Below are 25,704 nucleotides of genomic sequence, written 5' to 3'. Positions count from 1 at the left end.
TAAATTGTAAATAGTAAATGTTCTTATTTCTGAAAAAGACTTGGAAGATAGGGTTGTCGATACTTTTTGGCGTAGCGGTGCTTCTCTTTTGGGGAAGCGTATATCCGGCCCATATTTCCTATCAGGAGCAGTTCCAGCTTTTCTTGTTCGATGCCGACTACTGGTGGGAACGGATAGTGGTTCCCGGTGGGTTGGCCGATTATATCGCTGAGTATCTGACGCAGTTCTATTATCACGTGTGGGCGGGAGCTTGTATTCTGGCTTTTTTGTACGTGTTGTTGCAACGGTTGGTTTGGAAACTGGCGAAGGAGCAGGGTGCGGCTGATGTGTATTATCCGCTGAGTTTTCTGCCCATCATTGTCTTGTGGCATTTCATGGGTGATGAAAATGCGATGCTGTCATTGGTGGTGGCTCTGCTGTTAGCATTGTCTGCATCCTGCTGGTATGCGGATTTGAAAGGGAAGTGGCAGCGTGTGGCATACATTCTGATAGTCCTTCCGCTGCTTTACTGGACAGCGGGTGCGGCACACTTCATCTTTATGGGCTGGGTGATTGTACGCGAGTTCCGGTTGAATCTTAAAGGTAAGAATTTCTGGGGTGGTGTCGGAGTGTTCTGGGGTGTAGGATTGTGGGGTATCGGTTGTCCGCTATTGGCAAGCATGTGGGTACAATTCCCCATTTACCGTCTGATGGGTGGTATAGGATATTACCGTTTCCCGGCAGTGATTCCCTGGATAGAGATAGGGCTTGCCGTATTACTGGTTGTTCTCCCCTTCCTGCTGTCCGCTTTGCCCGCTTTGAAGAAGAAGCCGGTATTTTATGGAGTTCTGCAAGTGGTGGCGGTAACATTGTTCGGCTATTACTACGTGGCGGCCGGTTGCGATATGGATAAAGAGGAAGCGATGGAGTATGACCAGCTGGTACGTAATAAACAATGGCAGGAGATTATAGAAAAGGCAGAAGAGAAGTCACCGGTTTCACCTTTCGGCGTGACCTGCCTGAATCTTGCTTTGGGAAAGACGGGACAGATGGGCGACCGTATGTTCGAGTTTTACCAGAACGGGACGGAAGGGCTGCTGCCGGAGTTTCAGCGTGATTTTACTTCTCCGTTGCCCACCAGTGAGGCATACTATCATTTGGGTATGGTCAATACGGCACAGCGTTTCACTTTTGAGGCGATGGAGGCCATACCTAACTTCAACAAGAGTGGCCGTTGCTTCAAGCGTCTGGCAGAGACGAACCTGATAAACGGGCAATACGAAGTGGCAGCCAAGTACCTGCGTTTGTTGAGGAAGACAATCTTCTACAGGGATTGGGCAGAGGATGCCATGACCTATCTGTATAATGAGGAAAAAATCAATGCCCACAAGGAGTGGGGTTGGTTAAGGCAGATACGCTATACGGAAGACTTCTTGTTCAGCAGCCAGGAAACGGACATCATGCTGGGGCTGCTTTACCAGCACAACCACCGGAACTGGATGGCATTTGAGTATATGCTGGCCTATGTCCTGCAGCAACGTGATTTGGAACGTTTCATGAAGTACTATCCGCTGGGTAAGCATGCCGGCTACGACCATATTCCCCGCAGCTATCAAGAGGCGTTGATATATGTATGGACACAGACGCACAAGAACTTCCAGGGTATGCCGTGGAGCATTTCGCCCCAAGTGGTGCGGGATGTAACGGAATTTGCGCGGATATATACCTCGCAGCAGAATGCCCGGCAGATGTTGGAGGCGCGTTTCGGCAGTACATACTGGAATTATTTGCTACTAAGAAAGTAAAATGAAAAAGATGAAGAATATAGCTGTTTGCATAATGGCTGCATGGTGGTTTGCCGCTTGCGGCAATCCGGTGACTTCCCCGGAAAGGGTGGATGAATGGCCGGATATCTATCCCGACTATATCGGTGTGACTATTCCTGCAACCATTGCTCCTATGAATTTCAATTGTATTGGTGGAGCGTACGAACGTGTGGATGTGACCGTGACCGGAGGAAAGTCCGGAGAGATGCACGTAAATGATAAAATAGTATCATTTCCGCAAGATGCATGGCAAGAGCTTTTGGAGGAGAACAAGGGTGATAGCCTTCTGTTTACGGTATGTATCCGGAAAGACGGCGAGTGGAAACAGTACCGCTCTTTTCCCATGTATGTCAGTCCGTATCCTATAGATTATGGGGTGGTATACCGCAAGCTGGCTCCCGGATATGAAGTTTATAGCAAGATGGGCATTTATGAGCGTGACCTTGCTTCGTTCGAGGAGCGTCCCTTGCTGGAGAATACCATGGTGCCGGGCATGTGCCTGAATTGTCATGCTTTCAACAAAACAAATCCGGACCATCTGAGCCTGCATATCCGTGGAAAGAACGGAGGGACCTTGATGCAGATAGACGGGAAGCGCGAAATGCTGGATACGAAAACGGATTCCACTCTCTCTGCGGGGGTGTACCCTTATTGGCATCCAAACGGCAAATATATTGCCTATTCTGTCAACAATACGCGCCAGTCTTTCCATGCGGTGAAGGATGAGCGTGTGGAAGTGCTCGACTTGGAATCGGATGTACTGGTCTATCATCCCGAGACACATGAATTACTGCTCTCTCCCTTGCTTCAGAAGAAGGAAGTCTTCGAAACCTTTCCAGTATTTTCACCGGACGGACGCAAACTGTATTTCTGTACTGCGGAGGCCAAGCCGATACCGGCGGAATATAAGGAAATACGTTATAGCTTGTGTAGTATAGATTTCAATCCGGAAGACGGGACATTTGGCGAAAAGATAGATACGCTGGTCAATGCGGCAGCTATGAAGAAAAGCATCTCCTTCCCGAGGCCCTCGTACGACGGCGAGTATATCATGTTTACTTTGTCGGATTACGGGAATTTCTCAATTTGGCATAAAGAAGCCGATTTATGGCTGTTGGATTTGAAGGATGGCGGTATGCGTCCCATAAAGGAGGTGAACAGCGATGATACGGAAAGTTTCCATAACTGGAGCAGTAACTCCCGATGGTTTGTGTTCAGTAGCCGCAGGGGAGATGGGCTTTATACCCGTCTGTATCTGGCAAGTATGGATGAGAATGGGGTGGTGGGCAAGCCTTTCCTGCTTCCTCAGGAAAATCCTTGGGAGTATTACGACCGTCTGGTCTACTCGTACAATGTTCCCGATTTTACAAGCGAACCGGTGAAGCTGGAACGCCGGAAAGTGGAACGGGGAATTGTCTCGCGGAAGCGCGTTCCGGTGAAAGTTAGATGATACGTTTTTTATATTCTGCTTTTTAATACAGTAAAGGGATAAAATTGTATCATTTTCTCTTGGTGCAATCCGCTATCTTTGTGCCAGGAATTAGTGTTACCAATAACAATACCAGATTGAAAAACATGGATATGAGAAAAGTAAAATTTGCTATGATGATTCTGGCGGCAAGTCTGTTGACCGCCTGCGGTTCTTCCAAGAAAGAACAGAGTGTGAATGAAGAGACGGCTGCTGCACGTACGCAGGAAACGGAGAACTTACTGGCTAACTTGAAAAAAATCCCTTCCAAAGGTATCATGCTCGGCCATCATGACGATACGGTATATGGTATCGGCTGGGAAGGTGAGGAAGGCCGTTCGGATGTGAAAAGCGTGTGTGGCGACTATCCGGCTGTTATCAGCTTTGATTTGGGAGAGCTGGAACTTGGGAATGCCGCCAATCTGGATAAGGTTCCCTTCGATAAAATCAGGAAAGAGATAATCAATCAGTATCAGCGGGGCGGCATGGTTTCGCTCAGTTGGCATGCGCGCAATCCCAAGACGGGCGGTGATGCCTGGGATGTATCAGATACGACGGTGGTGAAGTCCATCCTGCCCGGTGGCGAGAATCATCAGAAGTTTGCCGGCTGGTTGGGAGGAGTGGCCGATTTCCTTCATTCGTTGAAGACGGCGGACGGCGTGAAGATACCCGTACTTTTCCGTCCCTGGCACGAACACAGCGGCAGCTGGTTCTGGTGGGGCGAAAAACTGTGTACCCCTGAAGAGTATAAGGCATTGTGGCACATGACAGTGGATACTCTGCAGGCCAAAGGAGTGGACAATGCACTTTATGCTTACTCTCCGGGCACGGAACCCAAGGACACGACGGAATATTTGAAGAAGTATCCGGGCGATGAGTTGATAGACGTTATCGGTTTCGATACCTATCAGTTCGATCGGGATGCCTATCTTGCCGGGATGGATAGGGCACTTTCCATTATCGACAGTGTAGGGAAAGCACACAATAAGGTGATTGCTGTGACCGAAACCGGTTACGAAGGAATTCCCGATGCCAAATGGTGGACTGGTACTCTGCTGCCTGCGTTGGAGAAATATCCGCTTGCCTATGTGCTGGTGTGGCGCAATGCCCGTGAAAAGGTGACCCATTACTATGCCCCCTATCCGGGACAGACATCTGCGGAGGATTTTGTGGAGTTTTATAACAATCCCAAGACGCTGTTTGCAGCTGATGTAAATCTGTATCAATAAACAAACAATCAATATAACAGACATGGAAGCTTTTAAAGAAAAGGTAGAGAGGCTCTTTCAGAGACACGAAGAGTTGATTACGAGAAAGAATGTGGCCGTGGAAGACGGCAATGGCATATTCACCCGCTATAAATATCCGGTAGTGACGGCTGCTCATACACCTGTATTCTGGCGGTATGATTTGGATGAGAAGTCCAACCCGTACCTGATGGAACGTATCGGTATGAATGCGACCATGAATTCGGGGGCCATTAAGTGGAATGGCAAGTATCTGATGGTGGTACGTGTAGAGGGCGCTGACCGTAAGTCGTTCTTTGCCGTAGCCGAGAGTCCCAACGGCATTGATAATTTCCGGTTCTGGGATTACCCCATCAGCATGCCCGAAGACACGATTCCGGCAACGAATGTATACGACATGCGACTCACGGCTCATGAGGACGGCTGGATTTACGGTATCTTCTGCGCCGAACGCCACGACGACAATGCGCCTGCCGGTGATTTGTCCTCGGCTACGGCTACAGCTGCCATTGCCCGCACCAAGGATTTAAAGAACTGGGAACGCCTGCCCGACCTGAAGACCAAGAGCCAGCAACGCAACGTAGTGCTGCACCCGGAGTTTGTAGATGGCAAGTATGCCCTCTATACCCGTCCGCAGGATGGCTTTATTGATGCCGGCAGCGGTGGTGGTATCGGCTGGGCGCTGGTGGACGACATAACCCATGCCGAGGTGAAGGAAGAGAAGATTATCGACCAGCGCTACTATCACACCATCAAGGAGGTGAAGAATGGTGAAGGTCCGCATCCCATCAAGACTCCGAAAGGATGGTTGCATCTGGCTCATGGTGTCCGCGGTTGTGCCGCCGGATTGCGTTATGTGCTTTATATGTACATGACTTCCCTGGAAGACCCGACGAAACTGATTGCCACTCCCGGTGGGGCCTTTATGGTACCCGAGGGTGAGGAGCGTATAGGTGACGTAAGCAATGTACTTTTCACCAACGGCTGGATTGCCGACGAAGACGGAACAGTATTCATCTACTACGCTTCTTCCGACACGCGGATGCATGTGGCTACCTCTACCATTGATAAGCTGGTGGACTATTGCATGAATACGCCTGCTGACGGCTTGTCTTCATCAGCTTCGGTAGAAACGTTGAAGAAGCTGATAGACAAGAATTTGCAGATAATGAAATAATAAAAATACAACATACTATGGCAACACTAAAAGAGAAAATCGGTTATGGTTTCGGGGATATGTCTTCCTCTATGTTCTGGAAAATATTCTCCTATTACTTACCGTTCTTCTATTCGAATATTTTTGGCTTGAGCTTGGCTGATGCAGGATTGCTGATGCTGGTGACACGTATTTGGGATGCAGTGTCCGATCCGATGATGGGAGTCATTGCAGACCGTACTCATACGCGTTGGGGTAAATACCGTCCTTATTTGTTGTGGATTGCAGCTCCTTTTGCCATTGCCGGGATTTTACTTTTTACAACGCCCGACATGGGGACAACGGGTAAGCTGGTATGGGCTTATGTCACTTACATCTTGATGATGACGGTATATACGGCAATCAATGTACCATACGGGGCTATGTTGGGAGTAATGACTGATGATTCGAACACAAAAACGGTTTTCTCTTCTTACCGTATGTTTTTTGCATACGGAGGTAGTTTTATCGCTTTGGGAGCATGGGAGCCATTGTGTAATTGGTTTAAATCAATGGACTATAGCAATGCTTCCAGTTGGCAATATGCCATGGTATGCATTGCCACGCTCTGCTTTTTGGGTTTTCTGTTTTGCTTTAGCATGACGCGCGAGCATGTCAAGAGTGTGGCGTCCGAATCCATCGGTAAGGATGTGAAGTCACTGGTGCGCAATTCGCCTTGGTGGATATTGAATGGTGCGGCGTTGTTGTCGAATTTCTTCAATACGGTACGCGGAGCTACTGCCGCCTACTTCTTCAAGGACTATATCAGTGCCAATGCATTCCTCGATTTCGGGGTGTTCAATCTGGTATTGTATGCCGGCTTGTTCTTGATGGTGGGTGAAGTGTGTAATATGATTGGTGTGGCGCTGGCTGTGCCTCTGTCCATGAAGTTTGGAAAGAAGTCCACTTATATCATTTCGCTCGTGTGCCTGGTAGTGTTCAGTGTGCTCTTCTTCTTTGTGCCGAATGACGGGCTGGGATGGTGGCTGATGATGATTTTCCAGGTGCTTATCTCCATCTGCACCGGTATCGTATCTCCGTTGATTTGGAGCATGTATGCGGATGTGGCGGACTATGCCGAGCAAAAGGATGGCACATCCTCTACAGGGCTGATATTCTCTTCCGGTTCTATGGCGCAGAAGTTTGGCGGTGCATTTGCAGGCTGGGCAGTAATGGCACTGTTGGCATTCTTCGGTTACAATACCGCAGAGAATGCCGTGCAGACTCCCGAGGCGCTGGATGGCTTGAAGTATCTGATGAGCTTTATTCCTGCTGCGATAGCCGCACTTTCCATCGTTGTCGTATTCATCTATCCATTGAATAAGACGCGTATGGCAGCCATCAATGCAGACCTGAAAGAGCGCCGTGAGAACCTTCAGCAGAATAACTCATAACTTATAACTCATAACTCAAAAACTTGTGGATATCAAGAAGATGAAACAGGAGATGGAGGAGGAGTTGGTCTCCAATATCCTCCCCTTCTGGATAAACAGAATGACGGATGAAGTGAACGGCGGCTTCTACGGCCGTATCACGGGTCGAGAGGAGGTGAAGCCCGAAGCTGAAAAGGGGGCCATCCTGAACGCCCGCATCTTGTGGACCTTTTCGGCTGCATACCGCTTGCTGAGGAGGCCGGAGTATCTGGAAACGGCTACGCGTGCCAAACGCACTCTTATCGACCGTTTCTACGACAATGAATTTGGCGGAGTTTACTGGTCTCTCGACTATAAAGGCAATCCGCTCGATACCAAGAAGCAGATTTACGCTTTGGGTTTCGCCATCTACGGGCTGAGTGAATATGCTCGTGCCACGGGCGATGATGAAGCGCTGGCATATGCCATCCGTTTGTTCGAGACTATCGAAGAGCATAGCTTCGACCCCGTGAAGAACGGTTATTGTGAAGCCTTGACCCGCGAATGGGGAGAGATAGCCGACATGCGCCTCAGCGCCAAGGATGAGAACGAGCGCAAGACGATGAATACCCATCTGCATATTCTGGAACCTTATACCAATCTTTTCCGCATGTGGAAGGATACCCGTCTGGAGAGGCAACTGCGCAATTTGATAGGCCTTTTCACGGAACGGATTCTGAATATCAAGACCGGTCATCTGGAATTGTTCTTCAATGATGATTGGGTTAGTAAATACCGCATTGTCTCCTATGGGCACGACATCGAAGCCTCCTGGTTGATACACGAGGCTGCCCTTGTTCTGGGCGATAAGGACCTCCTGGAGAAAGTGGAACCACTTGTAGAATACATCGCTGCCGCTGCCGATGAAGGATTGACGCCCGACGGCAGCATGATATACGAGACTTTTCTGGATAAAGGAAAGACCGATACTGACCGCCACTGGTGGGTGCAGGCCGAGAACGTAGTGGGACATGCCAACCTCTACCAGCACTTTGATGACGAAGTGGCCATGCAGAAGGCTCTCCGATGTTGGGACTTCATCAAGCAGCATCTGGTAGACTACAAGTACGGAGAATGGCATTGGAGCGTGCGTGCCGACGGCACGGTGAACACCGATGATGACAAGGCGGGATTCTGGAAATGTCCGTATCACAACGGACGTATGTGCATGGAAATTATTGAACGTTTTTCATAGGTTTTCTATCATAAGAAGATGAATAGATTGATGGTTTTGGGGATTCTTGTCTGGATGGGGATTGCGCTGCATGCGCAATCTCTTTATCCGGACTTCAGCAAGCTGAGCTTCGGGTGCGACGGAAACAGCATTACCGCAGGCGAACAATGGTCTAAGACTGTAGTGGATAAACTCGGATTCGCTACACATCACAACGTGGCGGTCGGTTCTGCCACATGGGCATGCCATCCCGATACTCAGGATTATGGCAGCGAAGCTTTTGCCGGCATCTCCGGCGGTTGGCAGGTTACGGAGGATAAGCATGAGTTACAGATGCGGCACAACAACGTGTCAAAGGTGCATATCCAGAAGTTCATAGCCGAAGTGGAAAGTGGCGCTTACCCTGCGCCCGATGTCTTTGTGTTCTCTATGGGAACGAATGACCGTAACTTGGGTAGTGCCGAAGAGGCCCTTAAAGGGAAGACGCTCGATGAAGTAGATGTCAACACCATGGCGGGCGGTGCCCGTTGGTCCATTCAGACCATTCTGGAGCATTATCCCCAATGCCGCGTATTCGTGTGCACGCCGATTCAGACCGGCAACCCCGAACACAATGCACTGAATCTGCAGAAGATTGCCATCTTGCGTGAGTTGTGCCGGGCGCTTTCCGTGCAGCTGATAGACTGTTACTCCAACTGTGGTATCACCGAAAAGTTTGAGCAGCCTTCCGGTAGCGGGCGCTATCTGCGCGACGGGTTGCATCCCGACAAACCGGGGCAGGAGCTGATGGGCCGTTACATCGCGAAGGAGATACGGAACCATTTCTTTTAGTTCCGTTCTGCATATTCCGGTTGGAATAACTTATCATTTAGGGCTTGTAAAGCCCTTTTTTTGTCTGTATTCTTAATGACGAATGCCACGTCATTATTGCTGCTGCCATATGAAATCATCCGTAGGGGGATGTCCTTTAGCGCCTCCATAATCTTTGCCTCAAACCCGGCATATTCCCATTGCATGTTGCCCACCACGGAGACGATGGTCATGCGGTCTTCTACCAATACATGGGCATATTGGCGTAGTTCGGAGATGATGTTCGATAAACGAGTGCAGTCGTCTATAGCCACAGATACGTCCAGATTGGAAGATACCAGCAGGCAGAGGGGGGTACGGTACTTGGCAAAAATGTCGAAAATCTTGCTGATGAACAGATAGGGACACAGATTATGGTTCGATTCGAACTTTATGTATATGATGTGGTCCTTGGCGGCTATGGCCTTGATGATATTGTCGTCCTGCAGGTTGGAAATCAACGTGCCTTCTGCCGACGGTTCCATAGAGTTAAGCAGCCGGACGGGAATATTCCTTAGGCGTGCCGGGGCGATACAGAAGGGATGCAGTATCTTGGCACCATAGAAGGCCAGTTGTTCGGCTTCGTTGAAGCTGAGGCGTTTCACGGGGCGGGTACCTGACACCTCGCGCAGATCATTGTTGTGCATGCCATCTATGTCCGTCCATATTTGTATCTCGTCTGCTTGGAGGGCGGTGCCAATGAGGGAAGCAGTGTAATCACTGCCGCCGCGTTTCAGGTTATCTGTTTCGTTATAGGCATTCTTGCAGATGAAACCCTGAGTGATGAAGAGATTGATGCCGGGATGGCAGGCAAGCTGTTCTCGGAGTTTCTGTTCTATATATTCCAAGTCGGGTTCGTTGTCGGGGCCGATACGCATGAAGTCGAATGCACAAAGCAGTACATTGGGAACTTTCAGCTCGCGCAGGTAGAAGTGCATTAGGGCGGTACTGATAAGTTCGCCTTGTGCCAGCACTTCCTTCTCTTCGACAGAGGTGAAGGAATCTTTGGTAAATTTCCAAAGTTGCTGGAAGCGGTCGAGGATATAATCTATTGCTTCCCGTTTCTGTTTCTCGTCGGTCAGCAACCCATTGGCAAATTCGATGAATTGGAATTCCAGCCGGGTGATACGGTCGTGAGCTTGTTCTATTTCACGGTTGAACAAGTTGGCGGCAATCTCCTCCAGATGGTTGGTGGTGCCTGCAGTGGCAGACAGTACCACAATCTTGGGTGTTGCATCTTTAATGAGTGTTGCTACATGTTTCATTCTCTCTACGGTGCCGACGGAAGTTCCGCCGAATTTACAAACTTTCATTTCTTGTTTCTTTTTTAACAGTTTCATAATTGCATTCATCCGGATGTTCTTCCTTCCGGCTTTTCATTTCAGGTGGCCTCTTTCCAAAATGGAAGGGGGAGGCATGAGGGGCTTTCACTGGGACTAGGCCTGCATAATGCCGCTGTGGCATTGCTGTGGTGGGATATTCATATCCCGGTTGGTGGCAGGCTCTTGCCCCTTCACCTATAAAAGTTCAAAAGATATGCCGTTGGTATTTGGGAAAAGCTTATATTTGCACACCCTGTTTTTTACCGTTATCAGTTTAAAAACTTATCGAATAGATATGAGTAAGATTCTAATCATTGATGATGAGGTACAAATCCGTACCCTTCTGACACGGATGATGGAGTTGGAGGGATATGACGTCTGTCAGGCTGGTGATTGCAGGGCTGCCCTGAAGCAACTGGAACTCCAAAATCCCGATGTAGTTTTGTGTGATGTGTTTCTGCCCGATGGAAATGGGGTAGACCTGGTGTTGGCTATCAAGAAGGCGGCACCCAATGTGGAAGTTATTCTGCTGACAGCGCACGGCAATATTCCCGATGGGGTGCAGGCCATCAAGAACGGTGCTTTCGACTACATCACCAAGGGAGACGATAATAACAAGATTATTCCTCTGATAAGCCGTGCTGTAGAGAAAGCGCGTATGAATGTGCGGTTGGAAAAACTGGAGAAGAAGGTGGGACAGACGTACTCTTTTGATTCTATCCTGGGAGAATCCAAAGTCCTGAAGGATGCTGTTTCATTAGCTCAGAAGGTGTCAGGGACTGATGTTCCTGTTCTGTTGACTGGAGAAACGGGCACGGGTAAGGAGGTATTTGCCCAGGCCATCCATTACAGTAGTAAGCGTGCACGGCAGAATTTTGTAGCGGTTAACTGTTCTTCGTTCAGCAAGGAGTTGCTGGAAAGTGAAATGTTCGGTCATAAAGCCGGTTCGTTTACCGGCGCATTGAAGGATAAGAAGGGACTGTTCGAGGAAGCGAATAATGGGACTATTTTTTTGGATGAAATCGGTGAGATGGCGTTTGAACTGCAAGCCAAGTTGCTGCGTATTCTTGAAACCGGTGAGTATATTAAGATAGGTGATACGAAACCTACCCGTGTCAATGTCCGCATCATTGCCGCTACGAACCGCAACTTGTCCCAGGAGATTGTTGCCGGACGTTTCCGCGAGGATTTGTTTTATAGATTAAGCGTATTTCAGATACATCTGCCGCCATTGCGCGAACGTGCAGGTGATATCCGGCTGTTGGCGAAGGCTTTTATAAAGAGTTTTGCGGAACAGCTGGCGCGTCCGGTGGTTGAAATAGCTCCCGCATTTCTTGAAGCATTGGACTCCCAACCGTGGAAGGGAAATATTCGTGAATTACGTAACGTGATAGAACGCAGTATGATTGTTTGCGAGAGCGGATATCTGGACATTGCTGATTTGCCGTTTGATATTCAGAATGCCCATTATGAACACTCCAATGATTCAAGTCCCGGCAGTTTTGAACTTTCAGCTATGGAACGCCGGCACATTGCCCGTGTACTGGAGTATACAAAGGGGAATAAGACAGAAGCAGCCCGGTTATTGAAAATAGGTTTGACGACGTTGTATCGGAAGATTGAGGAATACAAGATCTCAGATCTATAATAGGGGGCTCAGTATACGACTGAGGTACCTTCGATATAGGACCGTGGCAAGATTATTCTTGAAACAGGCTTAGAAGCAGAAAGTGCCTATGGGCTAAAACATATCAAAACAGGTTGCACCTTTTCATTTTGAAAGGGTGCAACCTGTTTCTTTTTATACTTGTTTAGTATGTATTTTGTTGATAATTAATGGTGTATGGTATATGCGCTCTTTTTGGCACATATTTGGCACATTCCTGGCAGACAAAAATATGTAGTAACATTTTAAAAGGTAAAAACATGGGAATAACAGTATCATTTATTTTTTGCCTATTGAGCGGTTTGTTCGCCTTTTGGCTTTTCTGGAAATGCGTAGATTGGTTTGAGAAGATTTAAAAGAGAGAATTATGTACACAGCTTTATTTGTATTAGGTATTGTAATGTTCGGGTATCTGACTTATGTGCTGATAAGACCCGAAAAGTTTTAATGAATGGAGAGTGGAGAAATGAACACTGAAATTTTAGGTGTAGCCTTGCAGATTGTTCTGCTGATTGTGATATCCTATCCTCTGGGAAAGTATATTGCCAAGGTTTACAAAGGCGAAAAGACATGGTCGGATTTCATGAAGCCGGTCGAGAGATTGATTTATAAAGTGGCCGGAGTCAATCCGGAGGAAGAGATGAACTGGAAACAGTTCTTGAAAGCCCTGCTGATTCTGAATGCCTTTTGGTTTGTATGGGGCATGGTGCTACTCTGTACACAGCAGTGGTTGCCGTTAAATCCGGATGGAAACGCTAACCAGACACCGGACCTGGCATTCAATACATGTATCAGTTTTATGGTGAACTGTAATTTGCAGCATTATTCCGGTGAAAGCGGACTGACATATTTTACACAGTTGTTCGTCATTATGTTGTTCCAATTCATTACCGCCGCTACCGGTATGGCAGCTATGGCAGGTATCATGAAGGGTATGGCTGCTAAATCGACGAAGACTATCGGTAACTTCTGGAAGTTCTTGGTTTTGAGCTGTACCCGTGTATTATTACCGCTTTCGTTGATTGTGGGCTTCATCCTCATTCTACAAGGTACTCCGATGGGATTTGATGGTAAGCTGGAAGTTCAGACGATGGAAGGACAAACCCAGTTGGTTTCACAAGGTCCTACGGCAGCGATTGTTCCTATCAAGCAATTGGGTACGAACGGTGGCGGTTACTTTGGATGTAACTCTTCACATCCGTTGGAAAATCCTACTTACTTGACAGATATTGCAGAATGTTGGTCTATCCTAATTATACCAATGTCTATGGTGATTGCACTCGGCTTTTACATCAAACGTAAGAAGATGGCTTACTCTATCTATAGCGTAATGCTTTTTGCTTTTCTTGTCGGTGTTTGCATCAATGTTTCGCAGGAGATGGGAGGTAATCCGCGCATTGATGAGATGGGAATTGCTCAAGACAATGGAGCAATGGAAGGTAAAGAAGTCCGTTTAGGGTCTGCTGCTACTGCTCTTTGGAGTATTGTGACTACAGTTACTTCCAATGGCTCTGTGAATGGTATGCATGATTCAACGATGCCTCTTTCCGGTATGATGGAAATGCTGAACATGCAGATTAATACGTGGTTTGGAGGTGTGGGTGTAGGTTTCATGAACTATTATACATTCATCATTATCGCCGTATTCATCAGTGGACTGATGGTGGGACGTACTCCGGAATTTCTCGGTAAGAAGGTAGAGGCGCGTGAAATGAAGATTGCTACCATTGTGGCACTGCTTCATCCGCTTATCATCTTGGGCGGTGTGGCACTTTCTTGCTTTTTGTTCGCTCATTATCCTGAATTTGTGGCAGGTGAAGGCGGCTGGTTGAATAATCCCAGTTTCCACGGACTGAGTGAGCAGCTTTATGAATATACTTCGGCTGCGGCCAATAATGGTTCTGGCTTCGAAGGATTGGGCGACAATACTTACTTCTGGAACTATACTACCGGCTGGACGCTGATTTTAGGACGTTTCCTGCCTATCGTAGGTCAGGTAGCCATTGCTGGTCTGTTGGCCGGAAAGAAATATGTTCCGGAGAGTGCCGGTACGCTGAAGACAGATACAGTAACTTTCGGTGTGATGACTTTTGCCGTTATCTTTATTGTGGCTGCCTTGTCATTCTTCCCGGCACATGCATTGAGTACGATTGCTGAACATTTCAGTTTGTAATAGTAGTTTGTAAAAAGTAATTTCATAGGTATGAAAGATAATAAATCAGCTTCTCTGTTTCAGAAGGAGCAAGTAATGGAAAGTTTGAAGCAATCATTCGTGAAGCTAAATCCACGGGTGATGATAAAGAATCCAATTATGTTTACGGTGGAAGTCGTAACGGTTGTCATGCTGATTGTCTGTTTCCTTTCATTGGGTACTTCGGAATATGGAGCATTCGGATATAATTTATTGGTATTCATCATCTTGTTTGTGACGTTACTGTTTGCTAATTTTGCTGAAGCCATCGCTGAAGCTCGTGGTAAGGCCCAAGCTGACAGTTTGCGTAAAACCCGTGAAGAGACTCCTGCTAAAGTGTTGGTTGACGGTAAAATCCATACCGTTAGCAGTTCACGTTTGAAGAAAGGTGACTATTTTATTTGTGAAGCAGGAGATACGATTCCTGCCGACGGTGAGATTGTGGAAGGTTTGGCCTCCATTGACGAAAGTGCCATTACCGGTGAATCTGCTCCGGTTATCCGTGAGGCCGGTGGTGACAAGAGTTCCGTAACTGGTGGTACAAAAGTTCTTTCTGATAAAATCAAGGTATTGGTGACGCAGCAACCGGGTGAGAGCTTTCTTGACAAGATGATTGCTTTGGTAGAAGGCGCTACTCGCCAGAAGACTCCGAACGAAATAGCATTGACTATTCTTCTGGCTGGTTTCACTTTGGTATTCGTTATTGTATGTGTAACGTTGATTCCTATGGCTGATTATACGAATATTGACCATCCGGGAACTTATATCTCCATTGCAGCCATCATATCTTTGTTTGTCTGCTTGATACCGACTACTATCGGCGGACTGCTTTCTGCCATCGGCATTGCTGGGATGGACCGTGCTTTGCGCGCTAATGTAATTACAAAATCCGGTAAGGCGGTAGAAACAGCCGGTGACATTGATACCTTGTTGCTAGACAAGACTGGCACCATTACAATCGGTAACCGTAAAGCTACTAAGTTTCATTCGGCTTCGGGTGTTGACGAGAATTTGTTCGTAGAGGCTTGCTTGTTGTCCTCACTTTCTGACGAGACTCCGGAGGGTAAGTCTATCATTGAACTGGGACGTGAAAACGGTCATCGTATGCGTGATTTGAATACTACCGGTGCTCATATGATTAAGTTTACAGCCGAAACAAAATGTTCGGGTGTGGATTTGCAGGATGGTACTCAGATACGTAAAGGCGCATTCGACGCTATTCGCAAGATTGTGGAAAATGCCGGAAACAAGTTCCCGAAAGAGATTGAAGAGGTGATTGCTGTAATTACCAGCAACGGTGGAACTCCGCTGGTGGTATGTGTCAATCAGAAAGTTACTGGGGTAATTGAGTTGCAGGATATTATCAAACCGGGCATTCAGGAACGTTTTGAGCGTCTTCGCAGGATGGGTGTGAAAACTGTGATGGTGACCGGTGACAACCCTTTGACAGCCAAATATATTGCAGAGAAAGCTGGAGTAGATGATTTCATTGCTGAAGCCAAGCCGGAAGACAAGATGGAATATATCAAAAAAGAACAGCAGGCCGGTAAGCTGGTGGCTATGATGGGTGACGGTACAAACGACGCTCCCGCCCTTGCACAAGCTAATGTGGGGGTGGCAATGAACAGCGGTACGCAGGCAGCCAAAGAAGCTGGTAACATGGTGGACCTTGACAACGATCCGACGAAGCTGATTGAAATTGTGGAGATTGGCAAACAGTTGTTAATGACACGCGGTACGTTGACTACCTTCTCCATTGCGAACGACGTTGCCAAGTACTTTGCTATTATCCCTGCTTTGTTTATGGTAGCCATCCCTCAGTTGGCTCCTCTGAACATTATGGGACTGCATAGCCCTGAAACGGCCATTCTCTCGGCTGTCATATTCAACGCTATCATTATTCCTATCTTGATTCCGTTGGCTTTGAAAGGTGTTCAGTATAAGCCGATCGGTGCCAGTGCGCTACTTCGTCGCAATCTGTTGATTTATGGTGTGGGTGGCGTCATTGCTCCGTTTGTCGGCATCAAACTGATAGATATGATAGTTAGTCTGTTTTTTTAAAACTTGGATAAAATGAAAACTCTTTGGAAATCATTTAAAATAACAATTGCATTTTGCATATTTTTCTCTCTGTTCTATATCCTTGTCTTGTGGATATTTGCACAGTTCGCCGGTCCCAACAAGGGAAATGCAGAGGTGGCAACACTCAATGGTAAAGTGGTAGGTGCAGCCAATGTAGGCCAGATGTTTACGCAAGATATTTATTTCTGGGGACGCCCATCTGCGGGTAATTATACAGCCGATGCTTCGGGTGGTAGTAACAAGGGACCTACGAACGATGAATACCTGGCAGAAGTGGAAGCCCGTATCGATACTTTTCTGGTACATCATCCTTATCTGAGCCGCAAGGATGTGCCTGCTGAAATGGTAACCGCCAGTGGTTCCGGTCTAGACCCACATATCACACCTGCTTGTGCTTATGTACAAGTGAAGCGTGTGGCTCAGGCACGTGGCATGAACGAGGCTGAAGTGAAAGCCATTGTAGACAAGAACATCAGCAAACCCTTTTTAGGACTGTTTGGTACGGAAACTGTAAACGTGCTGAAACTGAACATTGCATTAGAAGGAGTCGATCAGAATAAATAATTTTTTTAGTTGTGTTTGTCATGTGTTATGGGCAGGAACGGAAGTATTTCTGTTCAGGCAGTGAAAGGCTGTCATTTTACAGGGGGAGCCGAAACTTCCTTCCTGCCTTTCAACGATTGATTAGTAATGGTAAATAAATAGTTGGATATGAAAAGTTTAAAAATATCAATTCTAGTTCTTGCGAGTATGGTGGTTGCTTGTTTTATGGGAACCGGCAAAGTGCAAGCTCAGGAATTTACAATACAAGGTGATTTAGTCAGTTCTTATGTTTGGCGCGGCTTTTACCAGACGGGAGTCAGTTTTCAGCCCACTTTGGGTTTTGGGGTCGGTGATTTTTCTTTGACGGCATGGGGCTCTACCGATTTTGACGGAGTTTCTTCAGGAGAAGGGGCTGCGGCTAAGGAGATTGATTTGACGGCTGCCTATGCTTTGGGAGAATCAGGTCTAACTTTTTCTGTTGCCAGCTTGTGGTGGGGCGGACAAGGAGCAAGAAAGTATTTTAATTTTAAGAGTCACGAAACAGCTCATCACTTTGAAGCGGGATTAGCCTATACATTGCCGGTTGAAAAGTTCCCTTTGTCAATCGCTTGGTACACAATGTTTGCCGGAGCTGACAAAGATGACAAAGGCAGGCAGAACTATTCTTCGTATGTTGAATTCAACTATCCGTTCAGTGTTAAGTCTGTAGATTTGAACCTGACTTGCGGATTTCTGCCTTATGAAGCTGGGGTAGGAGTATATGGTGTTCCTAACAGTGGATTTGCCGTAACCAATGTGGCACTGAAAGGTATTACGGAAATCAAGATTACTGACAGTTTCTCAATACCTGTATTTGCACAAGCCATTTGGAACCCTCGTATGGAAGATGCACATCTGGTATTCGGCTTTACTTTAAGGCCATGATTTATTTAGATATAACTTTAGAACTCATGAATTAGTGTTGGATGCCCGTGGCGGTCGTGATGATCGTTACGGGTTATATGGCATATATAAGACAAGTAAAAAAACAGAAGAAATGAGTAGGGAAGAAAGCGTACAGCATTTTCTTGATTTGATTAAAAAGTCGCGGCGTGGCAAGTTCAAAGTCTACATCGGCATGATTGCTGGTGTAGGTAAATCTTATCGTATGCTTCAGGAAGCACACGAGTTACTTGACAACGGAGTAGATGTGAAGATAGGCTATATAGAGACACACGGGCGTGCCGGTACGGATGCTATGTTGGAAGGATTGCCCGTTGTTCCTCGTCGTAAGATATTCTATAAAGGAAAAGAGCTGGAAGAAATGGATTTGGATGCCATTATCCAGATACACCCTGAGATAGTAGTGGTGGATGAACTGGCACATACCAATGTGGAAGGTAGCCGGAATGAGAAACGCTGGCAGGATGTGATGGATTTGCTTGATGAGGGTATCAATGTGATTTCTGCCGTTAACATCCAGCACATTGAGAGTGTCAATGAAGAAGTACAAGGCATCTCGGGTATTGAGGTGAAGGAACGTATTCCCGATAGCGTTTTGCAAGAGGCAGATGAGGTGGTGAATATTGACTTGACTGCGGAAGAATTGATAGCCCGTCTGAAAGCTGGAAAAATTTACAAGCCGGAAAAGGTCTCTACTGCCTTGAACAATTTCTTTAAAACGGAAAATATTCTCCAATTACGTGAACTGGCTTTAAAAGAGGTGGCTTTACGGGTGGAAAAGAAAGTGGAGAATGAAGTGGTTACCAGTGTGGGAGTCCGTCATGAGAGATTTCTGGCATGTATCAGCAGCAACGAGAAAACACCACGACGCATCATTCGTAAAGCTGCACGTCTGGCAACCCGCTACAATACTTCGTTTGTTGCCCTTTATGTGCAGACTCCCAGAGAAAGTACTGACCGCATCGGTCTGGCAAATCAAAGGTATTTATTGAACCACTTCAAATTGGTGACCGAACTGGGAGGGGAGGTCGTTCAGGTGCAATCGCCGGATGTGCTGGGAAGCATTGTTGATACTTGTAGGGAGAAACAGATAACAACTGTCTGCATGGGAAGTCCGTCACTTTCTTTTCCGAAATCATTGTTCATGATATTGAAATACCGAAAATTTGTGCGTGATTTGGCACAAGTAAACATAGATTTGATTATACTTGCATAATATTAATTCTTAGGAACATTATGAATATTCGTACAAAATTGATACTCAGCGTAGGGGTATTGGCTGGAATGATTATTTTGTTGGTTGCTCTTTCTGTGGTGAATCTACAGATACTGACGGCTACAGAGCCGGATAGTCCTGCTGCTGTACCGGGATTGCAACGTGCATTGCTCTGGATTTCTGTGATAGGTGGGGTATGTATTTTTGCCAGTATCATATTGTTGGTATGGCTTCCCCGTTCCATCAGCAAACCTATTCAAGAACTGACGCGTGGGATTCTTGAAATAGCGAACCATAATTATGAGAAACGTCTGGATATGAGTGGACACGAGGAATTTCGTGAAGTGGCTGATAGTTTTAATCGGATGGCGGAACGACTGACGGAGTATCGCGCCAGTACGCTGAACGACATACTTTCTGCTAAGAAATTTCTTGAGGCTATTGTGAATAGTATTGATGAACCTATTATTGGTTTGAACCGTAATAGGGAAATTCTCTTTATCAATAATGAGGCTTTAACTGTGCTGAATTTAAAACGGGAAGAGGTAATTCGCCGTTCGGCTGAGGAGCTTTCTTTGAAGAATGATTTGCTCCGCCGTTTAGTTCGTGAATTGGTAAATCCGGGTGAAAAGAAAGAACCGTTGAAGATTTATGCAGACAATAAGGAGAGTTACTTTAAAGCTTCTTACATTACCATTATAAATGCAGAGGCTGATGATGACGAACCTCATAATCTTGGTGATGTGATTTTACTGAAAAATATTACAGAATTCAAAGAATTGGATAGTGCCAAGACTACTTTTATCTCGACTATTTCTCATGAACTGAAAACGCCTATATCCGCTATTCTGATGAGTCTGCAGTTGTTGGAGGACAAACGGGTAGGGGTGTTGAACGACGAGCAGGAGCAATTATCGAACAGCATTAAGGAAAATGCTGATCGCCTTCTTGGGATTACCGGAGAACTACTGAACATGACGCAGGTAGAAGCCGGTAAACTGCAGATGATGCCTAAAATAACAAAGCCCATTGAACTGATAGAGTATGCCATCAAGGCTAATCAGGTACAGGCTGATAAATTCGGCATTCAGATAGAAGTGGAGTATCCGGAAGAAAAAATGCCTAAATTGTTTGTCGATAGCGAAAAGATTGCTTGGGTACTCACCAATTTGTTGAGTAATGCTATCCGCTATTCCAAAGAGAACGGGAGGGTGGTTATCGGCGCCAAGCATGACGAGGATTTTGTGGAAATGTATGTGCAGGATTTTGGAAAAGGTATCGACCCGCGTTATCACCAGAGCATTTTTGACCGTTATTTCCGAGTGCCGGGCACTAAAGTGCAAGGTAGTGGCTTAGGACTTTCCATTTCGAAAGACTTTGTGGAAGCGCATGGCGGTACACTGACTGTTCAGAGTGAGCTGGGTAAGGGGAGCCGCTTCGTTATCCGGTTGAAAGCGTAACGTTTTCTATTTTTTGCGGTACTGTTGCGGAGACATGCCTGTTTGTTTCTTGAAAAATGTACCAAAATAAGAAGCATTGGGAAAATTGAAGAAATCGGCGATTTCCTGGATATTTTTCTGGGTGTTCTTGAGTAGTGAGATGCTTTTGCGGATGATGGATTTGAATATCAGTTCCTGCACGGTGAATCCGCAGACGGACTTGGATAGTGCAGAGAGGTATTTGGGTGATAAGCAGAGTTTGTCTGCATAAAACTCTACACCGCGTTCTTCCGTGTAGTGCGCATCTATCAACTGAATCAGCCGGATAAAAATTTCATGTTTGTGGCCAACCGTTGTTTTAAGGTTCATCAGTTTACGGTTGTAAATGGAACAGATGCGGTATGTGAGTCCCAGCAGAAGCAGCCTTTGTTCGTTGTCGTTGAAGGTGTTGTTGTCTAAGTGCAGGGTATTGTCCAGTAAGGACATGTATTTCAGAACTTCTTCTTCGTCTCCGGTGTTCCATACGTAGCATGGTTCGGTCCGGAGCTGCATGTATAGGTACATGGTTGCCACTGAATTGCCTATGATGTCCCTTATCGGTTCTATCTGGTAAATGAATATGAATAGTTGCAGGTCTTCCGATTCGCTCAGCACTTGGAAGAGGGAATCTTCCGGAATGAAAACTGTTTCGCCAGCCTGGGCCGAGAATACTTTCATATTGAGCGAAAAGGTGAAGTTACCCTGGCGGCAAACTATCAGTCCTGCTCCATTAATCATAAAAGGTTTCTTCAGGGAGGTGGGAAAGGAGCAGAGCATACCTTCTGAACTACAAATGTTTTCTCCGTTTGACAATGCGTGGTCCAAGTGGGATAAACGTTCTTGTTGGGTATCCATAACAGACAAAATTACAGGTTGTACTGAAAATTGTCCGCTAAGTTAGTAATTTTCGTTTAGGATATCGCACGACAAGCACAAATATCATGCAAATCAGGCAGGCATAGAGTGTCCATCCTGCCATTTCCTTTATAGCAGAGAGAGTGGCTTGTACTTGGATGCGTCCTTTGGTGGATATGGCAGCCATGTTGATTGCTTCTTGTTTGCTCTTTCCCTGATATTGCATACCTTGTACAGTTTGGGTAAACGAGGCGGACGCTTCGGGGTGCAGCATGTCTACATTCTGTGCATAGCGGGTGACGTAGTGCTGCTGGCGTTCTTGCAGTACATTCGTATAGAGTGCGGCTCCGATGCTGGGAGCCAATACCATGCGTACGGTAAGCATGGTGCATATCCAGGAAGAAAGATATTTGTAAGGCATGCGTTGGGTGGCGTAGGTTGGAATCAGCGAATAGAGGAACATCATACCAGTGGAACGGATGATGACCGGATACTTCATCCGTTCGTACAGTCCTGCACCTTGTACCTCGAAATACATGAACATGGTGGAAAGCCCCAATAGAAGGAAACCGGCGGCAAAGAGATATTTGAAGTGTACGCCTTTCACACTGAGCCAGATGGTGGCTATACCGCCGATGAGGTAGCCCAGCATGGACCAGTTGCCTAGGGTGGCGTTCTGAAAGTTGTCCAGTTTCATGCCTATGCCTGTGAATACGTTGACAAACATGGCGCTGGAATTCAGTACCATTAACAGAAAATAGAATAGGAAACCCATACGGATGGTGCGCAGTTTGAATACATCGAGTTGATAGTAAGGATTGCGTTGGGTAGACTCGATGTAGAGGAATATACCACCAGCAATGATGGCGCAGACTGTGGCCCATCGTATGGTTGGGTCGTCGTACCAGTCGAGCACTTTGCCATAAGTAAGCACGTAGGTAATGCAGGCCAGTGTGATGCAGAAGATGGAGGCATTGCCAAACTGCTTGAGGTTGATGGGGAAGCGGCGGGTGGTATATTTATGATAAGGCATAGTGATGAATGTGATGAGGATGCAAAGTAATAGTAGCCCCATCATAAAGTAGTGTATGTACTGCCATTCGTACTCAAAGGCGAGCCAGGCGGTGAGCGAGGTTCCCAATTGTCCCAGTACCATGAAGAATAGGTAGATGGCAGGTTGTGCCGCACTCCGTTCGATGTCCAGCTTGTCCCAGCCTTCGCCGGTTACAGGCTCGTTGCCGGGTGTAATCTTATCGTACGCTTCGATATGCCCTGCATACTTTATGAGGGTGAAGAGGTTGACCATCATCAGTACCATTCGTAGGAATCCCATAAAGATGCTGCATAGTGCCAGCAGGAAAACACTGTCTGTCTTGGCACAGATATAACTGAAGATGTACATCAGGGAGAATCCTGCCAGACACATCATTTTCTGCCGGCGTATGACTACCAGCCTATATAGAAAGGGGCAGAATGCCGCCATACCGATGGAAGTGGCGAAGTTGGCAAACTGGATATGCTCGGAAATGATGCCGAGCCCGCTCATCATTTCGGTGCTTGCCACCGAGTAGGTACCGCCTACAGTCAGTATCGGCAAAAAGAATACGAATAGGATGATGATACCTACCGGCTTAGGTACCCAGTTGTAGAAGGGATAGTTCTTGGGGGATGAGGGCATGGATAATTAAAAATTAATCATTAAACACTAATCATTATTCCATCTTCGCTTTGACTATTACCATCATACCGGCGGCAAGGCTGCTGTTGTCTTCTTTGGACAAATCGGTAAAGTCGATGCGGACTGGGATGCGTTGCTGTATCTTCACGAAGTTGCCGGCAGAATTATCCGTGGGCACTAGGGAATATTTGGAGCCGGTGGCTCCGGAGATGGCAGTGATTTTTCCTTTGAATTCTTTGTCGCTGATGGCATCGACGGTAATGACTACTTCTTGTCCCAAGTGCAGATTCTCAATCTGGGTTTCCTTGTAGTTGGCTATAATCCACTTTTGTGTGTCAGGCAGAATGTAGGTGATGGTTTGTCCGGCAGTGATGAATTGTCCTTCTTCAAGAGTACGCCGCCCCAATTTCCCATCACAAGGAGCTACTACTACGGTGTAGGAGAGATTCAGTCGTGCCATTTCGAGTGCGGCTGTTGCCCGTTGTATGGCAGCTTCGGTATTTTCACGGCGATGTGACACTTCGTTCACACCCGACAAGGCAGCTTTCTGTTGTCGTTTCACGGCTTCCAACTTCTTGTGGGTAGCTGCATATTCGGTTTCTATCTGTTCCAATTGAATGGGGGTGGCAGCGTTTCTCTTCACCAGATTCTGGTATCGTTGGCGGTCTTTCTCCAGCTTGGTAAGGCGGATTTCTATCTCTGCTATGGAGGCGTCGTAGACAGAGGCTGTAGTTTGCGTGGTTTGTAGTGTGGCACCAATGACTGTGGCACCGGCTTGTGCATCCTTGAGTGCAGCTTCAGCTTCCATGACTCTGATTTTATATTCCCGGTCGTCCAATATAAGTAAGGTATCTCCTTTGTGTACTTCTTGGTGTTCTGTGAAACAAATTTTCTTGATATATCCTGATGCGCGCAGATTGACGGGAGATATGTATTGTTCAATCTGTGCATCATTACTGGTTTCCGTCCGTTTGTAGTTCAAAAAGAGGCAGACCACTTGAATAATTCCCCAGATAAGGATAGCTATTCCTAATAGGCTGACAACGATTTGCCAACGGCGAAGCTTCTTCAATTTCCGTGCTTTTTCTTGGTGGGTACTTGCGGTGTTATTGTTCTCTTTTGTTTCCATATTTTCTATATTATATTGTTTACTTATTATTATATATACATCCGTCCTTGAATACGGGCTCTATTCATCTTCCTCTTTAATGAATTGAGGGGCTCAACGTCTCCAGCTGTCCCGTCAGCTTCAGCAAAGTCAGATTGGTTATCCGGTAATTGTAGTGGGCACTGATATAGTTGTTTTGGGCTTCGCTCATCCGCATTTCGTCCTGCAACACTTCGGTCATTGAGGCGATTCCTTCCCGATAACGGTCCATGGTAACGGTATATACATCTTCAGCAAGCAGATAATTGTCCTTCTGCTTCTTAAAGTTACGCTGGCTGTTCATCAGGTCATTGGTAGCATTCAGATATTGTGTCTGAAGATTTTTTCGGGTATTCTCTTGAGCGAGTTTGATGTTCTCTATGTCAATGGTTGCCTTACGCATCTTGTAGCGTTTGTCCAGTCCGTCGAAAATGGGAATGCGCAAGGAGAGTCCCACTCCATAGGAGCGATACCAATGGTTGGAAGGGCCGGAATGGAACCAATGGTAAGCTTTGTCCGTATAGGCAGAGAACATCCAGCTTCCCGTCAAGCTCAAGGAGGGGATGTAACCGTTGCTGACTATTGTTTTTTGTTGCTCTGCGAGTTGTTTCTGTGATTGCAGCAGCTGTAGTTCATATAGTGTTTCAGATAGCCCGGTGAGTGCTGCGGGCGTAATCATTTCTGTATTCACCGGTACCAGTGCTATATTTTCTTCTGCCGGATAGTCGATGATGTATTTCAGTAGGTTCAGTTGCTGTTCCATCATGGCTTGTGCGTTGTCGTGTTGCACCTTGAGGTTCTCCAGGTTGATGTTGACGCGTTTCACATCTACTTCCATAGCCATACCGTTGTCATAGAAGGCCTGAGTGATATCTCTCAACTCTTCTAGGCGAGTGATGTTGGCTTTTATCAAAATAATCTGTTCAGCTGTAACCTGTCCTAGGTAGTACATTTGACTAATTTGAAGGATGAGGTCTTCTCTTGCCTTTTCATAAGAAAGGCGATTCATCTCATCCATGGTTTTAGCTATGGACAGAGTGGTGTAGAGTGTTTGGTTATAAAGTGGTATCTGCAGCTGTAATCCGAAGTTGGCGTTGTATTGCAAAGTTTGGGTTACATTATAGGGATTGCCATACGCTGAACCATCGGTAACGGATACGGGTGGATCGATATTGTCGTTATAGTTGGCAAAACCATTGATTTGGGGCAGTAGTTTGGCTCGATTCTCAGAGATGCCGTATTTCCCTTTTTGTATTTCCTTCCGTTTGCTTTGTAAGGACAAATTGTTTTCGATACCTATTTTGAGGCAGTCCTCCAAGGTTAGGGTATCTTGTGCTCTTGTACCTAGTGCAAGCAGACACAGAAAGGAAAATGTGAACAGTTGTCTTTTCATAATAGTCACTTGATATTTGCACACAAAGTTAGTGGCTTAAA

At 46.5% G+C, this 25,704-nt stretch carries 20 protein-coding genes; 15 read left to right on the top strand and 5 right to left on the bottom strand.

The genetic code is table 11. The annotated features are described in order from the left end of the window. Positions 1-17: 17 nt before the first annotated feature. From DW039_RS16830 to DW039_RS16800, 7 genes are all read left to right on the top strand, one after another. Positions 18-1,784: a DUF6057 family protein gene (locus tag DW039_RS16830; protein WP_120382161.1), complete on the top strand. Its 1,767-nt coding sequence runs from the start codon at positions 18-20 to the stop codon at positions 1,782-1,784. 10 nt (positions 1,785-1,794) lie between these two features. Beyond that, positions 1,795-3,255 (top strand): PD40 domain-containing protein, encoded by a 1,461-nt coding sequence (locus DW039_RS16825; RefSeq protein WP_005834841.1) that lies wholly within the window; start codon positions 1,795-1,797, stop codon positions 3,253-3,255. Between the two features lie 131 nt (positions 3,256-3,386). Beyond that, positions 3,387-4,502 (top strand): glycoside hydrolase family 26 protein, encoded by a 1,116-nt coding sequence (locus DW039_RS16820; RefSeq protein WP_005834842.1) that lies wholly within the window; start codon positions 3,387-3,389, stop codon positions 4,500-4,502. Between the two features lie 22 nt (positions 4,503-4,524). Then, the gene (locus tag DW039_RS16815; protein ID WP_005834844.1) at positions 4,525-5,697 is read left to right on the top strand and encodes a glycosidase; all 1,173 of its coding nucleotides are present in this window, start codon (positions 4,525-4,527) and stop codon (positions 5,695-5,697) included. 17 nt (positions 5,698-5,714) lie between these two features. Further along, complete coding sequence (locus tag DW039_RS16810; protein WP_044467347.1) at positions 5,715-7,109, top strand: MFS transporter; 1,395 nt, start codon at positions 5,715-5,717, stop codon at positions 7,107-7,109. A gap of 25 nt (positions 7,110-7,134) precedes the next feature. Further along, positions 7,135-8,322, top strand: a complete 1,188-nt coding sequence (locus DW039_RS16805; RefSeq protein ID WP_005834850.1) for an AGE family epimerase/isomerase — start codon at positions 7,135-7,137, stop codon at positions 8,320-8,322. Between the two features lie 18 nt (positions 8,323-8,340). Next, positions 8,341-9,132, top strand: a complete 792-nt coding sequence (locus tag DW039_RS16800) for an SGNH/GDSL hydrolase family protein (RefSeq protein WP_120382160.1) — start codon at positions 8,341-8,343, stop codon at positions 9,130-9,132. Here DW039_RS16800 and DW039_RS16795 read toward each other — a convergent pair. Beyond that, a complete protein-coding gene (locus DW039_RS16795) occupies positions 9,129-10,463 on the bottom strand; it encodes an aspartate kinase (protein WP_022400873.1) in 1,335 nt (444 codons plus the stop codon). The two genes, DW039_RS16800 and DW039_RS16795, sit on opposite strands and share 4 nt — an antisense overlap. A gap of 304 nt (positions 10,464-10,767) precedes the next feature. Here DW039_RS16795 and DW039_RS16790 point away from each other — a divergent pair, with 304 nt between their 5' ends. The 8 genes from DW039_RS16790 (at position 10,768) to DW039_RS16750 (ending at position 20,572) form a co-directional block, all read left to right on the top strand. Then, a complete protein-coding gene (locus DW039_RS16790; protein WP_008662930.1) occupies positions 10,768-12,120 on the top strand; it encodes a sigma-54 dependent transcriptional regulator in 1,353 nt (450 codons plus the stop codon). A gap of 385 nt (positions 12,121-12,505) precedes the next feature. Next, positions 12,506-12,586: a K(+)-transporting ATPase subunit F gene (kdpF, locus tag DW039_RS21515; RefSeq protein WP_055305132.1), complete on the top strand. Its 81-nt coding sequence runs from the start codon at positions 12,506-12,508 to the stop codon at positions 12,584-12,586. 18 nt (positions 12,587-12,604) lie between these two features. Further along, complete coding sequence (kdpA, locus tag DW039_RS16775) at positions 12,605-14,311, top strand: potassium-transporting ATPase subunit KdpA (RefSeq protein WP_009037805.1); 1,707 nt, start codon at positions 12,605-12,607, stop codon at positions 14,309-14,311. Positions 14,312-14,341: 30 nt separating this feature from the next. Continuing rightward, positions 14,342-16,390, top strand: coding sequence for a potassium-transporting ATPase subunit KdpB (kdpB, locus tag DW039_RS16770; protein WP_005834857.1), 2,049 nt, complete (start codon positions 14,342-14,344; stop codon positions 16,388-16,390). A gap of 12 nt (positions 16,391-16,402) precedes the next feature. Continuing rightward, a complete protein-coding gene (locus DW039_RS16765; RefSeq protein ID WP_120382159.1) occupies positions 16,403-16,975 on the top strand; it encodes a K(+)-transporting ATPase subunit C in 573 nt (190 codons plus the stop codon). Between the two features lie 147 nt (positions 16,976-17,122). Beyond that, entirely contained in the window at positions 17,123-17,878 is a 756-nt protein-coding gene (locus DW039_RS16760; RefSeq protein ID WP_120382158.1) for a hypothetical protein, read from the top strand. 112 nt (positions 17,879-17,990) lie between these two features. After that, the gene (locus DW039_RS16755; RefSeq protein WP_005834862.1) at positions 17,991-19,112 is read left to right on the top strand and encodes a sensor protein KdpD; all 1,122 of its coding nucleotides are present in this window, start codon (positions 17,991-17,993) and stop codon (positions 19,110-19,112) included. A 20-nt stretch (positions 19,113-19,132) separates the two neighbouring features. Next, complete coding sequence (locus DW039_RS16750) at positions 19,133-20,572, top strand: PAS domain-containing sensor histidine kinase (protein ID WP_044468372.1); 1,440 nt, start codon at positions 19,133-19,135, stop codon at positions 20,570-20,572. A 6-nt stretch (positions 20,573-20,578) separates the two neighbouring features. Here the strand turns inward: DW039_RS16750 and DW039_RS16745 are convergent, their stop codons facing one another. The 4 genes from DW039_RS16745 to DW039_RS16730 all read right to left on the bottom strand — a co-directional run bounded on the left by DW039_RS16745 (position 20,579) and on the right by DW039_RS16730 (position 25,663). After that, positions 20,579-21,445, bottom strand: coding sequence for an AraC family transcriptional regulator (locus tag DW039_RS16745; RefSeq protein WP_005834864.1), 867 nt, complete (start codon positions 21,443-21,445; stop codon positions 20,579-20,581). Between the two features lie 37 nt (positions 21,446-21,482). Continuing rightward, complete coding sequence (locus DW039_RS16740; protein ID WP_005834866.1) at positions 21,483-23,123, bottom strand: hypothetical protein; 1,641 nt, start codon at positions 23,121-23,123, stop codon at positions 21,483-21,485. A 34-nt stretch (positions 23,124-23,157) separates the two neighbouring features. Then, positions 23,158-24,252: an HlyD family secretion protein gene (locus DW039_RS16735; RefSeq protein ID WP_005834867.1), complete on the bottom strand. Its 1,095-nt coding sequence runs from the start codon at positions 24,250-24,252 to the stop codon at positions 23,158-23,160. Positions 24,253-24,328: 76 nt separating this feature from the next. After that, a complete protein-coding gene (locus tag DW039_RS16730) occupies positions 24,329-25,663 on the bottom strand; it encodes a TolC family protein (protein ID WP_005824723.1) in 1,335 nt (444 codons plus the stop codon). Between the last annotated feature and the right edge of the window lie 41 nt (positions 25,664-25,704).

Origin of the sequence: Bacteroides sp. AF39-16AC (genome assembly GCF_003602735.1) — a bacterium.
Taxonomy (GTDB): domain Bacteria; phylum Bacteroidota; class Bacteroidia; order Bacteroidales; family Bacteroidaceae; genus Bacteroides; species Bacteroides uniformis.
Note: the sequence above shows the minus strand (reverse complement) of the source record. Positions and strands in the feature narration are given on the sequence as shown.